General features: G+C 75.4%; 13 protein-coding genes, 1 pseudogene and 1 riboswitch. Of the genes and pseudogenes, 11 read left to right on the top strand and 3 right to left on the bottom strand.

From position 1 onward, the window contains the following. Positions 1 to 3 precede the first annotated feature (3 nt). Positions 4 to 783 (top strand): peroxide stress protein YaaA, encoded by a 780-nt coding sequence (gene yaaA / locus JOD66_RS24395; protein WP_204839379.1) that lies wholly within the window; start codon positions 4 to 6, stop codon positions 781 to 783. A 132-nt stretch (positions 784 to 915) separates the two neighbouring features. Continuing rightward, positions 916 to 1,959, top strand: a complete 1,044-nt coding sequence (locus JOD66_RS24390; protein WP_204839378.1) for a hypothetical protein — start codon at positions 916 to 918, stop codon at positions 1,957 to 1,959. A 41-nt stretch (positions 1,960 to 2,000) separates the two neighbouring features. Here JOD66_RS24390 and JOD66_RS24385 read toward each other — a convergent pair whose 3' ends face one another. From JOD66_RS24385 to JOD66_RS24375, 3 genes are read right to left on the bottom strand one after another with little or no spacing between them, the layout of a single operon-like run. After that, complete coding sequence (locus JOD66_RS24385; RefSeq protein ID WP_204839377.1) at positions 2,001 to 3,176, bottom strand: bifunctional RNase H/acid phosphatase; 1,176 nt, start codon at positions 3,174 to 3,176, stop codon at positions 2,001 to 2,003. Next, a complete protein-coding gene (locus JOD66_RS24380; RefSeq protein ID WP_307823700.1) occupies positions 3,173 to 3,916 on the bottom strand; it encodes a zinc ribbon domain-containing protein in 744 nt (247 codons plus the stop codon). The genes JOD66_RS24385 and JOD66_RS24380 overlap by 4 nt, the downstream gene beginning before the upstream one ends. Next, positions 3,913 to 5,034 carry a Nif3-like dinuclear metal center hexameric protein gene (locus tag JOD66_RS24375; protein ID WP_204839376.1) on the bottom strand — a complete coding sequence of 374 codons (1,122 nt, stop codon included), beginning with the start codon at positions 5,032 to 5,034 and terminating at the stop codon, positions 3,913 to 3,915. Before JOD66_RS24375 ends, JOD66_RS24380 begins: the two co-directional genes overlap by 4 nt. A 37-nt stretch (positions 5,035 to 5,071) precedes the next feature. Further along, positions 5,072 to 5,242, top strand: a riboswitch (cobalamin riboswitch). 58 nt (positions 5,243 to 5,300) lie between these two features. On the opposite strand from JOD66_RS24375, the gene JOD66_RS24370 reads away from it, so the two are divergent. The 9 genes and pseudogenes from JOD66_RS24370 to cobBC all read left to right on the top strand — a co-directional run bounded on the left by JOD66_RS24370 (position 5,301) and on the right by cobBC (position 15,843). Beyond that, positions 5,301 to 6,137 carry a ferredoxin-like domain-containing protein gene (locus JOD66_RS24370; RefSeq protein WP_239545429.1) on the top strand — a complete coding sequence of 279 codons (837 nt, stop codon included), beginning with the start codon at positions 5,301 to 5,303 and terminating at the stop codon, positions 6,135 to 6,137. After that, on the top strand, positions 6,134 to 6,799 hold the full coding sequence (locus JOD66_RS24365; protein WP_204839375.1) for a precorrin-8X methylmutase: 666 nt from the start codon (positions 6,134 to 6,136) through the stop codon (positions 6,797 to 6,799). The genes JOD66_RS24370 and JOD66_RS24365 overlap by 4 nt, the downstream gene beginning before the upstream one ends. Beyond that, complete coding sequence (gene cobJ / locus JOD66_RS24360; protein ID WP_204839374.1) at positions 6,796 to 8,358, top strand: precorrin-3B C(17)-methyltransferase; 1,563 nt, start codon at positions 6,796 to 6,798, stop codon at positions 8,356 to 8,358. Before JOD66_RS24365 ends, cobJ begins: the two co-directional genes overlap by 4 nt. Further along, positions 8,346 to 9,533, top strand: coding sequence for a precorrin-6y C5,15-methyltransferase (decarboxylating) subunit CbiE (gene cbiE, locus JOD66_RS24355; RefSeq protein ID WP_204839373.1), 1,188 nt, complete (start codon positions 8,346 to 8,348; stop codon positions 9,531 to 9,533). Before cobJ ends, cbiE begins: the two co-directional genes overlap by 13 nt. Next, a complete protein-coding gene (locus JOD66_RS24350; RefSeq protein ID WP_204839372.1) occupies positions 9,530 to 10,297 on the top strand; it encodes a cobalt-precorrin-4/precorrin-4 C(11)-methyltransferase in 768 nt (255 codons plus the stop codon). The genes cbiE and JOD66_RS24350 overlap by 4 nt, the downstream gene beginning before the upstream one ends. After that, positions 10,294 to 12,276: a VWA domain-containing protein gene (locus tag JOD66_RS24345; protein WP_239545427.1), complete on the top strand. Its 1,983-nt coding sequence runs from the start codon at positions 10,294 to 10,296 to the stop codon at positions 12,274 to 12,276. Before JOD66_RS24350 ends, JOD66_RS24345 begins: the two co-directional genes overlap by 4 nt. Continuing rightward, positions 12,273 to 12,926, top strand: coding sequence for a 5,6-dimethylbenzimidazole synthase (gene bluB / locus JOD66_RS24340; protein WP_204839371.1), 654 nt, complete (start codon positions 12,273 to 12,275; stop codon positions 12,924 to 12,926). Before JOD66_RS24345 ends, bluB begins: the two co-directional genes overlap by 4 nt. Continuing rightward, on the top strand, positions 12,919 to 13,515 hold the full coding sequence (gene cobO / locus JOD66_RS24335) for a cob(I)yrinic acid a,c-diamide adenosyltransferase (protein WP_204839370.1): 597 nt from the start codon (positions 12,919 to 12,921) through the stop codon (positions 13,513 to 13,515). Before bluB ends, cobO begins: the two co-directional genes overlap by 8 nt. Next, positions 13,509 to 15,843, top strand: a pseudogene (gene cobBC, locus JOD66_RS29770) (bifunctional hydrogenobyrinic acid a,c-diamide synthase/histidinol phosphate aminotransferase CobBC). The gene cobO and the pseudogene cobBC overlap by 7 nt, the downstream one beginning before the upstream one ends. The last annotated feature ends 51 nt before the right edge of the window (positions 15,844 to 15,894 follow it).

Genomic DNA, 15,894 nt, shown 5'->3' with positions numbered 1-15,894 from the left:
GCGGTGCTGATCCTGCTGCCGCCGAGCGAGGGCAAGGCGGTCCCCCGGCGGGGCCGGCCCCTCGACCTCGCCTCGCTGTCGTCCCCCGCGCTGACCGACGCGCGCCGCGAGGTGCTCGACGCCCTGGTGACCCTGTGCCGCGAGGACCCGGCCAAGGCCGCCGAGGTGCTCGGGCTGTCCGCCGGCCAGGCCGACCTGGTCGACCGCAACGCCGGGCTGCCCGCCGCACCGACCGCGCGCGCGGACCGGATCTACACCGGCGTCCTGTACGACGCCCTCGACGTCGCGTCGCTCTCCGCGGGCGCCAAGCGACGCGCGACCTCGCGGCTCGCGGTCGCGTCCAGCCTGTTCGGGATGGTCCGCCTCGGCGACCGGATCCCGTCGTACCGGCTCTCGGGCGACGCCTCCCTCCCCGGCCTCGGCCCGGTCGCCGCGGTCTGGCGCGAGGCGCTGCCCGTCGTGATGACCGAGGCGCTGGGGCGCGGGCTGCTGGTCGACCTGCGCTCGGGGATGTACGCCGGCTTCTGGCGCCCCGGACCCGACCTCGCCTCGCGCGTGGCGACCGTGCGGGTGCTGCACGAGCACGACGGGACCCGCAAGGTGGTCAGCCACTTCAACAAGGCCACCAAGGGCCGGATCGTCCGCGCCCTGCTCGAGGACGGCGCCGACCCGCGCACCCCCGCCGCCCTGGCCTCGACCCTCGAGCGGCTGGGCTGGACCGTCGAGGTCGGCACGCCCGGCAAGACCGGCACCCAGCTCGACGTGGTGGTCAGCGAGCTCTGAGGGGTCGGGTCCTGGCGTCGTACCGGACGAAATGGTCGTGATCTCGGCTGATCCACGACCACTTCGTCCGGTACGACGTGGGGCCTGTGGAGGAGGAACCCGCCCGACCGGCACTGAGCCGATCCTCGGGGCATGGAGCTCCACCTCACTCGCCCCGACCTGGTCGTCCCGGTGCGGGCCGACCCGAGCGGTCGCACCGGTCCCACTCGTGGCCAGGTGCGTGGTCGCCACTGGACCAAGGTCGCGCCCGCGCTCTACCGGCCCGCGGGCGGCGCCACCACGGTGGCCCAGCGGATCGTCGACGCCGTCGCCGGCTTGCCCGAGGGAGGCGCGGCCACCGGCTGGGCCGCGTTGCACTGGCTCGGCGCGCGGTGGTTCGACGGCCGGGACCCCGAGGGTCGGCCGTTGCCCGTGCCGGTCGCCGTCGGAGACCGCCACGCCCTCCGCGCCCGCGCCGGGATCGTCGTCTCGGAGGACTGGCTCTACGAGGACGATGTGGTCCTCGTCGACGGCCTGCCGATCACGACCCCGGTGCGCTCGGTCTGCTACCTGGCGCGTGTCGCCCGTGACGAGATCGGCGCGCTCCGTGCGATCGAGATGGCGGCGTACGACGATCTGGTGAGCGTCGCGGAGCTGAAGGTCTACGCCGCCAGCCTGGTGGGGCGTCCCGGGAAGCGCCGGCTCGAGGCCGCCCTCGAGGTCGCCGACGAGAACACGTGGTCACCGATGGAGGTGGTGATGCGGCGCTTCTGGCAGCGGCAGCGAGGCCGACCCCTGATCTGCAACCCACCGGTCTTCGATGCGTGGGGCAACCACCTGTTCACCCCCGACGTGCTCGACGTGGCGGCCGGGATCGCGGGCGAGTACGACGGCCGCGTCCACGGCGCCGGGCCACGCCGCAGCCGGGACCTCGACCGTGAGGAGCTCGCTCGACGGCTCGGCATCGAGGTCGTCACCATGATGGCCGGCCCCGGCGAGGAGCAGCGCTTCCTCCGCCGGCTCGACGGAGCCTACGACCGGGCGCGACATCGTCCCCGGCTCCGGTCGTGGACCCTCGACCAGCCCTGGTGGTGGGTGGACACCTCGACCGTGGCGCGGCGACGCGCGCTGGGTCCGGCCGAGCGGGCCCGCTGGCTTGGTCGTCGTACCGGACAGAATGGTCGTGATTTCGGCTGATCCACGACCATTTCGTCCGGTACGACGGGGGAAACCCCGAACTACCAGCGGCCGGTGTCGCGGAGGGTACGACGACCGGGGGCCAGCGCGTTGAAGAACCTCATCGAGCCCTTCTGCTCACCCGTGCGCGGGTCCGGGTAGAAGGCCAGCACGGAGACCGCGGCCGGCGCGAGCTCCATCCGGAACAAGGTCTCCAGGGGTGCGTCGAGGGCGTGCGCGACCAGCGTCTTGATCGGCGTGACGTGGCTGACCAGCACGACGGTGCGCCCGGCGTGGGTGTCGAGCAGCCGGGCCAGGCCGGCCAGCACCCGCTCCCGCACGCTCACGAACGACTCCCCGCCGGGCGGCGCCGCGGTCATGTCGGCGAACCAGGCGTCCAGCCGCTCGCGGTCGCGCTCGGCGACCTCGGTGAAGCTCAGTCCGTCCCACTCGCCGAACTCCATCTCGGCGAAGGCCGGCTCCTCCTCGACCGCGAGCCCGAGCGCGGCGGCGACGATGTCCGCTGTCTCGCGGGTACGCCGGACGGGCGAGGCGACCACGACGTCGACGCTGTCCTTGAGCTCGGTCAGCCACGCGGCCACCTCGGCGGCCTGCTCGCGGCCCTCCTCGGAGAGCGGCGGGTTGTCGCCGCCGAGCCCGCCGGAGAACCGCCGGCCGGTGGTGTGGGGGGTGACGCCGTGGCGGACCAGCACGATCGTGGTCGGCTGCCCCGGCGTGAAGGCCGGCGAGGACGCCTCCTCGGCGGCCGAATCGGGCTCGTCGGCGACGCCGTCGCCGGGCACGCTCGGCACGCTCACGCCCGACCGCTTGCCGTCGAGCGCCTCGTTGGCGAGCCGGTCGGCGTGGGCGTTCCGGGCCCGTGGGACCCAGGTGTACGTCGTACCGGCGGGCGCGAGCTCGCGCGCCTCGGCCGCGAGCACCGCCATGTCGGGGTGCTTGATCTTCCAGCGCCCGGACATCTGCTCGACGACCAGCTTGGAGTCCATCCGCACCTCGACCACCGCACCGGGCGCGTGCGCGACGGCGAGGGCGAGGCCGGCGACCAGGCCGGAGTACTCGGCGACGTTGTTGGTCGCCCGACCGATGGTGCGCGCGTCCTCGGCGAGCACCGCCCCGGTGGCGGCGTCGCGCAGCACGGCGCCGTACGCCGCCGGCCCGGGGTTGCCCCGCGACCCGCCGTCGGCCTCGACGACGACGCGCGCGGGCCCAGCGGTCACAGGCCGCTCTCGGGGGTGCGGACCAGGATCCGCTGGCACTCCTCGTGGCGCAGCACCGTCTCGGCGGGCGTGGCCCGGATCTGGGCCAGCTCTCCGGCGTCGAGGCTGAGCTGGCAGCCCCCGCACTGGCGGGCGCGCAGGGCGCCGACGGCCACGCCGCCCTTGCTGGCGCGCAGCTTCTCGTAGAGGGCGAGCAGGTCCTCGGGGATGGCGGCGACGATCTCGGCGCGGCCCGCCGAGACGGACGCGATCTCGGCGTCGAGCTCGGCGACCCGCTCGTCGCGGGCGGTGGTGAGCGTGCCGAGCCGGCCGTCGAGGTCGTCGATCGCGGAGGTGAGCTCGGCGAGCGCGGACTGCGCCTCCTCGAGCTGCTCCATCACCTCGAGCTCCTCGTCCTCGAGCGTCGAGATCCGGCGCTCCAGCGACGCGAGCTCGTGCTGCATCCGCTCCAGCGCCTTGGGGTCGGTGATGGCGCCGGAGTCCATCCGGTCGCGGTCTCGCGTGCGTCGCGCCTTGACCTGCTCCACGTCGGCGTCGGCCTTCGCCTGGGCCACGGCGAGGTCGTCGACGACGATGCGCTGGTCGCGCAGCCGGCCGTCGACGTCGGCCCGCTTGCCGAGCAGGTCCTTGATCTCCGCGGCCTGCGCCGGGTTGGTGCGCTGGTGGCGCAGCTGGTCGACCTGGGAGTCGAGGGCCTGCAGGTCGAGCAGGCGGAGCTGGACGGCGGGATCGGCGTTCACAGGTGCATTGTCCAAGGATCGGTGCAGATCGCGCTCACCCGGGTCTCGACCGCGTCGCCGAGCCGCTCGCGGAGCAGCTGGTCGACCACCGGCAGCCAGGTCCACTCGGCCGCCCAGTGGGCGACGTCGACCAGGGCGGGTCCGCCCTTCTCGAGGAACTCGGCGGCCGGGTGGTGGCGCAGGTCGCTGGTGACGTAGACGTCGGCGCCGGAGCCGGCCAGCCGGTCGAGCAGGAAGTCGCCCGCGCCGCCGCAGACCGCCACCCGCTTGACCGGGCGCTCGGGGTCGCCGGCCACCCGGACGCCGTGGTGGGTCGGCGGGAGCGCGGCCGCCACCGCCTCGGCGAAGCCGGCCAGCGTGGTGGGCTCGACGCTGCCGATCCGGCCGGTGCCGACGCCGGCGAGCCGCGGGTCGGCGACCTCCACGACGTCGTACGCCGGCTCCTCGTAGGGGTGCGCGCTCAGCATGGCGCGGACGACCTCGGTGCGCCGGTCCCGCGGGAGCACGACCTCGATCCGCACCTCCTCGACGGTCTCCAGCTCACCGACGGTCCCGATCATCGGGTTCGCGCCGTCGAGCGGACGGAACCGGCCCTCGCCGGGGGCGCTGGTGAAGGAGGCGAAGTCGTAGTCGCCGATCCGGCCGGCACCGGCCTCGGCGACCGCGGCCCGGACCGGCGCGGCGGCGTCGGCCGGCACGAACACGGTGAGCTTGTCGTAGGGCTCCCCCGGCGCCGGGACGATCGGGCTGAGGTCCTTGAGGCCGAGCGCGACCGCGAACGCCTCGGAGACGCCGCCCACGGCCTGGTCGGCGTTGGTGTGGGCGGTGAGCAGCGCGCAGTCGGCCTTCGCCAGCGCGTGCAGGGTGCGGCCCTTGGGGGTGGTCGCCGCGACCCCGTGGACGCCCTTGAGGAAGAGCGGGTGGTGCACGAGCAGCAGGTCGGCCTTCCACTCCGCCGCCTCCGCGGCGACCTCGGGCGTGGGGTCGACGGCCAGCAGGATCCGCTTCACGGGCTGCTCGGGGTCGCCGTACACGAGCCCGACGGCGTCCCAGCCGTCGGCGGTCGCGGGCGGGTACCAGCCGTGGACGAGGTCGACGACGTCCTTGAGCGAGGGCATGGCGGTCAGGCTACCGAGCCGGCCCGAGCACCGGGCTTGGTAAGGTGCCCGTGCCAGCGAAGGGAACCCGGTGTGAGTCCGGGACTGACGCGCAGCGGTGTGGGTGACGGGCGGAGCACGAGGTCACTGGATCTCCTCGGAGATCTGGGAAGACGCTCCGCACCGGATGATCCCGAGTCCGAAGACCTGCTGGCCCTTGCGGCCCGACCGTCGCGAGGTCGATGTGGGGCGATCGCGAGGAGCCCCGGCCTCGAAGGACCTCCACCATGGCGCGCAGCCGTCCGGACCGGTGCCCCGGCATCGTGCACCCCTGGCCCGCCGACGACGGCGGCCTGGTGCGGATCCGAGTCCCCGGCGGCCGGGTGCCGCTCCCGGCGCTGAGGGCGCTCGCCGCGGTCGCCGAGGAGTACGGCGACGGCCGGGTCCGGGTCACCGGCCGCGCCAACCTGCAGGTCCGCGCCATGCCCCTCGCGACGGACGGCTCCCTGGCCGGGCCCGCGCTCGCCGCGCTGGAGGCGACCGGTCTGCTCCCCTCGCGCACCCACGACCGGGTACGCAACGTCCTGGTGTCACCGCAGACCGGCCTCGCCGGCGGCCGCGCCGACCTGCGCCCGGTACTGGCCGCGCTCGACGCGCTGCTGCTCGCCGACGATGCCGTGGCCGCGCTCCCGGGCCGCTTCCTGTTCACCCTCGACGACGGGCGCGGCGACCTGGCCGACAAGCACCTCGACCTCGGCCTGGTCGCGCTCGACGGCGGCACCGCCCAGCTGCGGGTCGGCGAGGGGTGGGGCGAGGTGGTCGCCCTCGCCGACGCACCCGCCGCGCTGCTCGCGGTGGCCCGAGCCTTCCTCGCCGCCCGAGGCACCGGGCCGGAGGCGCCATGGCACGTGCCCGAGCTCGCTCGTCCCCTCGCCCCCGCGGTCCCACCCGCGCCGGGCGCCACCGCCGCGACCGGGCCGCTCCCCCTCGGCCCGGTCGCGGGGGGCCGGCACGTCGGCGTACCCGACGACGGGCTGGACTCGACCACCATCGCGGCCTGGACCGCGCCGACCGTGATCGTCACGCCGTGGCAGGGCGTGCTCATCCCCGAGGAGAACCGATGACCGAGCTCACCGCTCCCCCGCGCCGCTACGACTACATCGCCGACGGGCCGGCGATCTACGTCGACTCGTTCGCGACCATCCGGCGGGAGTCGGACCTGGCCCGGGTGCCGGCCGAGGCCGAGAAGGTCGCCGTCCGGATGATCCACGGCAGCGGCCAGACCGATCTCGTCGAGGACCTGGTCATCCACCCGCGCCTGGTCACCGCCGCGCGGGCCGCGCTCGACGCGGGCGCGCCGATCCTCTGCGACGCGCGGATGGTCGCCATGGGCATCACCGCCGGCCGGCTGCCCGCCGGCAACCCGGTGCACTGCTTCCTCACCGACGAGCGGGTCCCGGCCCTCGCCGCGGCCTGGTCGACGACCCGGACCGCCGCCGCCGTCTCGCTGTGGGAGCCGCTGCTCGACGGCGCCGTCGTCGCCATCGGCAACGCCCCCACGGCCCTCTTCCACCTGCTGGAGCTGATCCTCGCCGGCGGCCCCCGGCCCGCCGCCATCGTCGGCTGCCCGGTCGGCTTCATCGGCGCCGCCGAGTCGAAGGACGCGCTCGCCTCCTTCGCCGACGACCACGGCATCGACATCCCGTTCGTCACCGTCCGCGGGCGCCGCGGCGGCTCGGCGATGGCGTCCTCCGCGGTCAACGCACTCGCCCAGGAGGCGGAATGACCCGGTCGACCGGTCGCTTCCACGTCGTCGGCATCGGTCCCGGCGACCCCGAGCTGATCACCCTCAAGGCCGCCCGGCTGATCGGCGCGGCCGCCGTCGTCGCCTTCCACGCCGGCGTACGCAAGGAGTCGCACGCCCGCCGGATCGCCGCCGACCTGATCCCCGCCGGCGTGGTCGAGGAGGAGCTGCGCTACCCGGTGACGACCGGGGCGACCGACCATCCCGGTGGGTACGTCGGCGCGCTGGCCGCCTTCTACGACGAGTGCGAGGCCCGGCTCGCCGCCCACCTCGACGCGGGACGCGACGTCGTCCTGCTCGCCGAGGGCGACCCGCTGTTCTACGGCTCGTCGATGTACCTCGTCGACCGCTTCCGCGACCGGTACCCGGTCGACGTGGTGCCCGGCGTCCCCGCCTTCGCCGCCGCCACCGCCACCGTCCCCGCACCCCTGGTCCGGCAGACCGACGTGCTGACCGTCCTGCCCGGCACCCTCCCCGAGCCCGAGCTGGCGCGCCGCCTCGCCGACACCGACGGCGCGGTGATCATGAAGCTCGGCCGCACCTTCCCCGCCGTCCGCCGTGCGCTCGCCGCCGCCGGCCGGCTCGACGGGGCGCTGTACGTCGAGCGGGCCTCCCAGGCCGAGGAGCGCTGGCTGCCCGTCGCCGAGGTCGACGCCGACTCGGTGCCGTACTTCTCGCTCGTCGTGGTCCCGGGTGACTCGGCGAGACCGGCTTCCGCTGAGCGGATGCGTGGGTCTGCGGTTTGGTCCCAAACCGCAGGTTCCGACCCCGAGAACGTGCGGTTTGGGACCAAACCGCAACCCGCGGAGCTCCTCGTCGTCGGCCTCGGCCCCGGCCCGGACGGCTGGCTGACCCCCGAGGCGAGCGCCGCGTTGGCCGAGGTCGACCACGTCGTCGGCTACGCGCCGTACGTCAACCGGGTGCCGCAGCGACCGGGGCTCCAGCGGCACGCCTCGGGCAACACGGTCGAGGTCGACCGGGCCCGGTTCGCGCTCGACCTCGCCCTCCGGGGCGAGCGGGTCGCCGTCGTCTCCGGGGGCGACGCCGGGGTGTTCGGGATGGCCGCCGCGGTCTTCGAGGCGGCCGCCGACCCCGCGCACCAGGAGCACGCCACGGTCCCGGTGCGGGTGCTGCCGGGGGTGAGCGCGGTCCAGGCCGTCGCCGCTCGGGCGGGCGCACCGATCGGTGCCGACTTCGCGGTCGTCAGCCTCTCGGACCGGCTCAAGCCGTGGCCGGTCGTCGAGCGCCGGCTGCGGGCGATCGCCGAGGCCGACCTGGTGCTCGGCGTCTACAACCCGGCGTCCCGCTCGCGTCGCGAGCAGGTCGTGGAGATGCAGAAGATCCTGCTGGAGCACCGCTCGCCCGACACCGTGGTCGTCGTGGGTCGCGACGTCGGCCGCGCCGAGGAGTCGCTGACGACGACCACCCTGGGTGCGCTCGACACCGACGCGATCGACATGAAGTGCCTGCTGATCATCGGCGCCTCCGCCACGCGGGTGGAGCCCAACGGCAGCGTCTGGACGCCGCGATGGGTGGACTGATCACCGTCGTCGGGATCACCGCCGACGGCCACCTGCCGCCCGCCGGCCGCGCGCTCGTCGGCAGTGCCGAGGTGCTGCTGGGGGGCGAGCGCCATCTCGCTCTGATTCCGTCCGTTCCCGGCCAAGTACGACGTCCCTGGCCGCGCCCGATGGCAGCCCTGGCCGACGTCCTGCGCGAGCACGCGGGCCGCTCCGTCGTGGCGCTGGCCTCCGGCGACCCCCTCGTCTCCGGCATCGGCACGACGCTGATCCGGATGCTCGGCGCGGACGCGGTGAGCGTCGTACCCGCCGTCTCGTCGGTGTCCCTCGCCCGCGCCCGGATGGGCTGGTCGGCCGAGGAGTCGGCAGTGGTCACCCTGGTCGGCCGTGACGTCGACGCGCTGCGCCGCGAGCTGGCGCCCGGGCGCCGGCTGCTGGTGCTGTCGTCCGACGAGCACACCCCGGCCGCCGTTGCCGCGATCCTGGGCGAGGCGGGCTTCGCCGCCACCACGATCCACGTGCTCGGCGACCTGGGCGGCGCGGCGGAGACCCACGCGGTCTACCCGTGCCCGGTCCCCCGGCTGCACGTGCTCGCGCTCGAGGTCGCCGGCACCGGTCTCGCCAGCTGGGCGACCGGCCTGCCCGACGACGCCTTCGAGCACGACGGCCAGCTGACCAAGCGCGACGCCCGCGCCAGCGCCCTCGCCCGGCTCGCCCCTCGGCCCGGCGACCACCTCTGGGACGTCGGCGCCGGGGCCGGCTCGGTCGCCGTCGAGTGGCTGCGCGCGCACCCGCTCGCCACCGCCACCGCCGTCGAGGGCGACCCGGAGCGCGCCGCGCGGATCGGGCGGAACGCGAGCCGGCTCGGCGTACCTCGCCTCGAGGTCGTCACCGGCCGGGCCCCCGACGCCCTCGCCGGCCTGCCCGGCCCCGACGCGGTCTTCGTCGGCGGCGGCGCCACCGCGGCCGGCCTGCTCGACCTGTGCCGCGAGCGGCTGGCCCCCGGCGGCCGGCTGGTCGCCCACGGCGTGACGCTGGAGACCGAACGGCTGCTCGTCGACGCCTTCCACGCCCACGGCGGCGAGCTGACCCGGCTCGCCGTCGAGCACGTCACCCCGCTCGGCGGGCGGTTCACCGGCTGGACGCCGGCCCGCGCCGTCGTGCAGTGGACCTGGACGAAGGAGAGCACCCCGTGAGCGTCCACTTCGTCGGCGCCGGTCCCGGCGCGGCCGACCTGATCACGCTGCGCGCCGCGGCCCTGCTGAGCACGGCCGACGTGGTCCTCTACCCCGGCACCTATCTCGACGCCGAGGTGCTCTCCCACTGCCGCGCCGGCGCCCGCCGGGTCGACACCCAGGAGCTCGACCTCGACCGGATCACCGCGACCATGGTGGAGGCGCACGCCGCCGGGCTGGACGTCGTCCGGCTCACCTCCGGCGACCCGTCCCTCTACTCCGCCCTCCACGAGCAGACCCGGCGCCTCGACGCGGCCGGGGTGCCGTGGGACGTCACACCCGGCGTCCCGGCGTACGCCGCCGCGGCGGCCACCGTGGGCCGCGAGCTGACCGTGCCGCTGGTCGCGCAGTCGGTGGTGCTGACCCGCACCCAGGCCCGGTCGACCGCGATGCCGGAGACCGAGTCGCTCGCCGCCTTCGCGGCCACCGGCGCCACCCTGGTGCTGCACCTCGCGATCACCCGCACCGCCGCGCTGATGGCCGAGCTCACGCCGTTCTACGGCGCGACCTGCCCGGTGGTCGTCGTGTCTCGCGCCTCGCAGCCCGAGGAGCTGGTGCTGCGCGGCACCGTCGCCACCGTCGCCGGCCTCGTCGAGGAGGCCGGACTGCGCCAGGCCGCCGTGATCCTGGTCGGCCCGGCGCTCGCGACGGCGGTCGATCCCCGGGCCGCCGAGTCCTACCTCTACTCCCCCGTTCGCCTCGCCCGGAAGGAGCGCCTGCGATGAGCCTCCCCACGATCCAGCACTTCCCGTTCAGCGCCGTGGTCGGCGCCGACGGTCCCGACGGGCCCGACCCGATGGCCCTGGCCCTGATCCTGACCACGATCGCCCCCGAGGTCGGCGGGGTGCTGGTCCGCGGCGAGAAGGGCACCGCGAAGTCGACGATCGTGCGCGCGCTGGCGGCCGTGCTGCCGCCGGTCGACGAGCGGCCGGTGCCGCTCGTCGAGCTGCCGATCGGCGCGACCGAGGACCGGGTCACCGGCTCGATCAACCTGGAGAGCGCGCTCGCCGAGGGCAAGGCCGAGTACGAGCCCGGCCTGCTGGCCAAGGCGCACCGCGGCATCCTGTACGTCGACGAGGTCAACCTCCTCCACGACCACCTCGTCGACCTGCTGCTCGACGCCGCCGCGATGGGCCGCGCGACCGTGGAGCGCGACGGCGTCTCGATGACCCACGAGGCGCGGTTCGTGCTGGTCGGCACCATGAACCCCGAGGAGGGCGAGCTGCGCCCCCAGCTGCTCGACCGGTTCGGGCTGACCGTCGAGGTCGCCGCGCCCCGCGACCCGGCCCTGCGCGCCGAGGTGGTCCGCCGCCGGCTGGCCTACGACGCCGACCCCGCCGGCTTCGCCGCCTCCTACGTCGCCGCCGAGGCGGCCCTGCGCACGCGGATCGCCGACGCCCAGGCCCTCGTCGGCGAGGTCCGGCTCACCGACGCCGGGCTGCTCAAGATCGCCGAGGTGTGCGCGGCCTTCGACGTCGACGGACTGCGCGCCGACATCGTCACCGCCCGCACCGCCGTCGCGCACGCCGCCTGGTCCGGCCGCGCGCAGGTGACCCTCGACGACATCCGGGTCGCGGCCCGGCTGGCGCTGCCGCACCGACGCCGGCGCAAGCCGTTCGACGCGCCCGGACTGGACGAGGACCTGCTCGACCAGGTGCTCGGCGAGGAGGACCTGCCGCCGGAGCCGGACGGGCCGGACGGGCCGGACGGGCCGGACGGCGCGCCCGAGCCCGAGCCGCAGGGTCCGGCTCCGGAGGGCGAGAGCGCCGCGGACGACACCGACGGTGGCCCCGTCGACGCGCCCGCCCGCGACACCGCCCCGCCGAGCGGCGGCGGACCGGAGAGCGCCGGGCCGGAGAGCGCCGGGGGCAGCGCGCCGAGCAGCGTCGCCGACACCGGCTCGGCGTACCGCACCCGGCTGCTGGCCGTGCGCGGCGTCGGCGCCGGCACCGCCGGACGCCGCAGCCGGGCCCGCACCAGCAACGGCCGCCGGATCGGCGCGACCACGCCCGAACGGGCGGGCGCGGGCGGTGGCGCGATCCACCTGACCGAGACGATCCGGGCGGCGGTGCGCCACCAGGTCGCGCGCGGCCGGACGTCGGGGCGGCTGCTGCTGGAGCCCGCCGACCTGCGGGTCGCGGTCCGCGAGGGGCGGGAGTCGAACCTGGTGCTCTTCTGCGTCGACGCGTCCGGGTCGATGGCCGCGCGGCGACGGATGGAGCAGGTGAAGACGGCGGTGCTCAGCCTGCTGCTCGACGCCTACCAGCGCCGCGACAAGGTCGGCCTGGTCACCTTCCGCGGTGCGGCCGCCGAGGTGGCGCTGCCGCCCACCCACTCCGTCGACGCCGCCGCCCAGCGGCTGGCCGAGCTGCCGTCCGGCGGGCGCACCCCGCTCGCCGAGGGCCTGCTCGAGGCCGCGCACCTGCTCGCCGTCGAGCGCACCCGCGACCCGCAGCGCCGGGCCCTGCTCGTCGTCGTCACCGACGGTCGCGCGACCGCGGGGTCCGACGCGGTGGTCCGCTCGCGGATGGCCGCGGGGCTGCTGGCCGAGGCCGGCGTCGCCAGCGTGGTCGTCGACTGCGAGGCCGGGCCGATGCGGATGGGGCTGGCCGCCGCGCTGGCCGAGCACCTCGGCGCCGAGCACGTCCCGATCGCCGAGGTCAGCGCCGAGGCACTGGTCGACGTCACCCGGCGGGCCGCGTGAGCGCCCTCACCGCCGACCTGTACGACGTCATCGAGCGCCGCCGCGACGTCCGCGCCGAGTTCACCGGGGCGCCGGTGGCCGACGACGTGCTGCACCGGGTGCTCGCCGCCGCGCACCGCGCGCCCAGCGTGGGGATGAGCCAGCCGTGGGACTTCGTGCTGGTGCGCGACTCGGGGCTGCGTCGTACCTTCCGCGATCATGTCGCCGCCGAGCGCGACGGCTTCGCCGCCTCGCTGCCGCCCGAGCGGCGCGCGACCTTCGACCGGATCAAGGTGGAGGGGATCTGCGAGTCCTCGCTGGGCGTCGTGGTCACCCACAGCCAGGCCCGCGGCGGCCCGCACGTGCTCGGCCGGCACGCGATCTCCGACGCCGGTCTCTACTCGACCGTGCTGGCGATCCAGAACCTCTGGCTCGCCGCGACCGCCGAGGGCCTCGGCCTGGGCTGGGTGTCCTTCTACCGCGAGGACTTCCTGCGGGAGCTGCTGGGGATCCCGGCCGGCGTACGACCGGTCGCGTGGCTGTGCCTGGGGACCGTGAGCCACCTGGAGACCGTGCCCGACCTGGAGCGGCACGGCTGGCGCTCGCGCCGGCCGCTCGCCGACGCCATCCACGAGAACACCTGGCAGACGAAGGAGACCGACCATGCCTGAGGGCCAGCCGCTCGTCGTACCGGACGACGGGCTCACCACCCGCCAGCGCCGCAACCGGCCACTGGTGATGGTGCACACCGGCGACGGCAAGGGGAAGTCGACGGCCGCGTTCGGGTTGGCGCTGCGCGGCTGGAACCAGGGCTGGGACATCGGGGTGTTCCAGTTCGTGAAGTCGGCGAAGTGGCGCCTCGGCGAGCAGACGGCGTTCGAGAAGCTGCCGCCCGGGAATGGCACCGTCGAGTGGCACAAGATGGGCTCCGGCTGGTCCTGGTCGCGCAAGGCCGGGTCCGAGGAGGATCACGCCGCGGACGCCGCCGAGGGCTGGGCTGAGATCAAGCGCCGGATCGCGGCCGAGCAGCACGACCTGTACCTGCTCGACGAGTTCACCTACCCGATCAACTGGGGCTGGGTCGACATCGACGACGTGGTGGAGACGCTGGCGAACCGCCCCGGCCACCAGCATGTCGTGATCACCGGTCGCCGGGCCGACCCGAAGCTGGTCGAGCTCGCCGACCTGGTCACCGAGATGACCAAGGTCAAGCACCCGATGGACGCCGGCCAGAAGGGCCAGAAGGGCATCGAGTGGTGAGCGCGCTCCCGCGCATCGTCGTCGCCGCGCCCGCCACCGGGCAGGGCAAGACGACCGTCGCCACCGGCCTGATGGCCGCGCTGGCCGCCGCGGGACACGAGGTCAGCGGGCACAAGGTCGGCCCCGACTACATCGACCCCGGCTACCACGCCCTCGCCTGCGGCCGGCCCGGCCGCAACCTCGACCCCCACCTGGTGGGCGAGTCGCTGGTCGCCCCGCTGCTGCTGCACGGCGCCCGTGGCGCCGACGTCGCGGTGGTCGAGGGCGTGATGGGCCTGTACGACGGCCGGATCGGCGGCGACGGCTTCTCCTCGACGGCCCACGTGGCGGCGCTGACCCGGACGCCCGTCGTCCTCGTCGTCGACATCTCCCGCTCCTCGCGCTCGATCGGCGCGGTGGTGCACGGGATGGCGACCTGGGACCCGACTGTCACCGTCGCGGGCGTGATCTTGAACCAGGCCGGCTCGGCGCGGCACGCGGCCGAGGTGCGCTCGTCGATCTCGCTGCCGGTCCTGGGCGTGCTCCCCCGCGACGCCTCGATCGCCACCCCGTCGCGCCACCTGGGCCTGGTCACCGCGGCCGAGCGCGGCGGCTCCGAGGCGGTCGTGGCCCGGCTGGCCGAGGTTGTCACCGAGCACGTCGACCTGGACGCGGTGCTGGCCCTCGCCCGCACGGCACCCCCGCTCGACGTCCTCCCCTGGTCCGCCGACCCGGCAGAAACTGGCTCTCAGATCCCGCCGCCCCGGCAGAAAGTGGCAGTCGCAGCAGGCCGCGCCTTCACCTTCCGGTACGCCGAGACCGCCGAGCTGCTCGCCGCCCACGGCTGCGACGTCGTCCCGTTCGACCCGGCGCGCGATCCCGCGCTCCCCGCAGGCACCGCCGGCCTCTACCTCGGCGGCGGCTTCCCCGAGGTGCACGCCGCCGACCTCACCGCCAACGCGGCCCTGCGGTCACAGATCCGCGATGCCGTGCTCGACGGACTGCCGACCGTCGCCGAGTGCGCCGGCCTGCTCTACCTGTGCCGCACCCTCGACGGCGCCCCCATGGCCGGGGTGCTCGACGCCGACGCCGCGATGACCGAGCGGCTCACCCTGCGCTACCCGGTCGCCACCGCGGCGGCCGACACGCTGCTCACCCGCGCCGGCGAGCAGGTCACCGGCCACGAGTTCCACCGCACCACCGTCACCCCCGCCGTCGCGGGTACGCCGGCCTGGACCGTCGACGGCGAGCAGGTCGGCTTCGCCTCGGCGAGCCTGCACGCGTCGTACCTCCACACGCACTGGGCCGGCCATCCCCACCTCGCCGCCCGCTTCGCGGAGGCGGTGCACGCCCATGGTTGACCTGCGCCACCACGGCGACGTCGAGGCGCGCGGGATGCTCGACCTCGCCGTCAACGTGTACGACGGCCCGCGGCCGCCGTGGCTCGACGACGCGCTGCGCCGGTCGCTGGACGAGGTCGGCGCCTACCCCGACCCGAGCGCCGCACGTTCGGCCGTGGCCGCCCACCACGGCCGGCCGGAGGAGGGGGTGCTGGTCACCGCGGGCGCCGCCGAGGCGTTCACCCTGGTCGCGCGGCTGCGGGCCTGGCGACGGCCGGTGGTGGTGCACCCGCAGTTCACCGAGCCGCACGCCGCGCTGGAGCAGGCCGGGCACCGGGTCACGTCGCTGCTGCTGCGCGAGCCGTTCGCGCTGGACCCGTCGCAGGTCCCCGAGGACGCCGACCTGGTCGTCATCGGGAACCCGACCAACCCGACCGGCGTGCTGCACCCGGCCGCGCTGATCCGCGAGCTGCGGCGCCCCGGCCGGCTGGTCGTGGTCGACGAGGCGTTCATGGACTGCGTGCCGGGCGAGCCGGAGTCGCTGGCCGGCGTATCTCTCGACGGGGTGGTCGTGCTCCGTTCGCTCACCAAGCACTGGGGCATCCCCGGCATCCGCGCCGGCTACGTCGTCGGCGACCCGCTGGTGGTCGCAGCGATGGCGCTTGCCCAGACACCCTGGTCGGTCGGCACCACCGCCGCCGCGGCCGTCATCGCCTGCGTGAGCGCCGAGGCCGCCCAGGAGGCCACGCGCAGGGCCGAGCAGATCCGGGACTGGCGCGAGCACGTCGAGAAGGGCCTCGCCGACCTCGGCGTCCACCACCTGCCCTCCACCGCGTCCTTCGTCCTGGCGCGGGTCGGCGCGGGGGTGCACGCACGACTGCGGGACAGCGGGATCGCCGTACGCCGGGCCGACACCTTCCCCGGCCTGGACGACAGCTGGATCCGGATCGCCGTCCGGCCACCGGACACCACGAACGAGCTGCTGCGGGCACTGCGCGCGATGCCCTAGAGTCCAACCTGCAGGCACGAGGAAGCCGGTGGGACTCCGGCACAGTCGCGC

Source organism: Nocardioides nitrophenolicus, assembly GCF_016907515.1.
Taxonomy (GTDB): Bacteria; Actinomycetota; Actinomycetes; order Propionibacteriales; family Nocardioidaceae; genus Nocardioides; species Nocardioides nitrophenolicus.
The sequence above is the reverse complement of the archived record's forward strand: the minus strand, read 5'-3'. Positions and strand labels throughout refer to the sequence as shown.

Bases quoted from the DNA above. Each gene is read 5' to 3' on its own strand.
- JOD66_RS24390 (WP_204839378.1), top strand. From the start codon at position 916: ATGGAGCTCCACCTCACTCGCCCCGACCTGGTCGTCCCGGTGCGGGCC.
- JOD66_RS24375 (WP_204839376.1), bottom strand. From the start codon at position 5,034: ATGCCCTCGCTCAAGGACGTCGTCGACCTCGTCCACGGCTGGTACCCG.
- JOD66_RS24370 (WP_239545429.1), top strand. From the start codon at position 5,301: ATGGCGCGCAGCCGTCCGGACCGGTGCCCCGGCATCGTGCACCCCTGG.
- JOD66_RS24365 (WP_204839375.1), top strand. From the start codon at position 6,134: ATGACCGAGCTCACCGCTCCCCCGCGCCGCTACGACTACATCGCCGAC.
- cobJ (WP_204839374.1), top strand. From the start codon at position 6,796: ATGACCCGGTCGACCGGTCGCTTCCACGTCGTCGGCATCGGTCCCGGC.
- cbiE (WP_204839373.1), top strand. From the start codon at position 8,346: ATGGGTGGACTGATCACCGTCGTCGGGATCACCGCCGACGGCCACCTG.
- JOD66_RS24345 (WP_239545427.1), top strand. From the start codon at position 10,294: ATGAGCCTCCCCACGATCCAGCACTTCCCGTTCAGCGCCGTGGTCGGC.
- cobO (WP_204839370.1), top strand. From the start codon at position 12,919: ATGCCTGAGGGCCAGCCGCTCGTCGTACCGGACGACGGGCTCACCACC.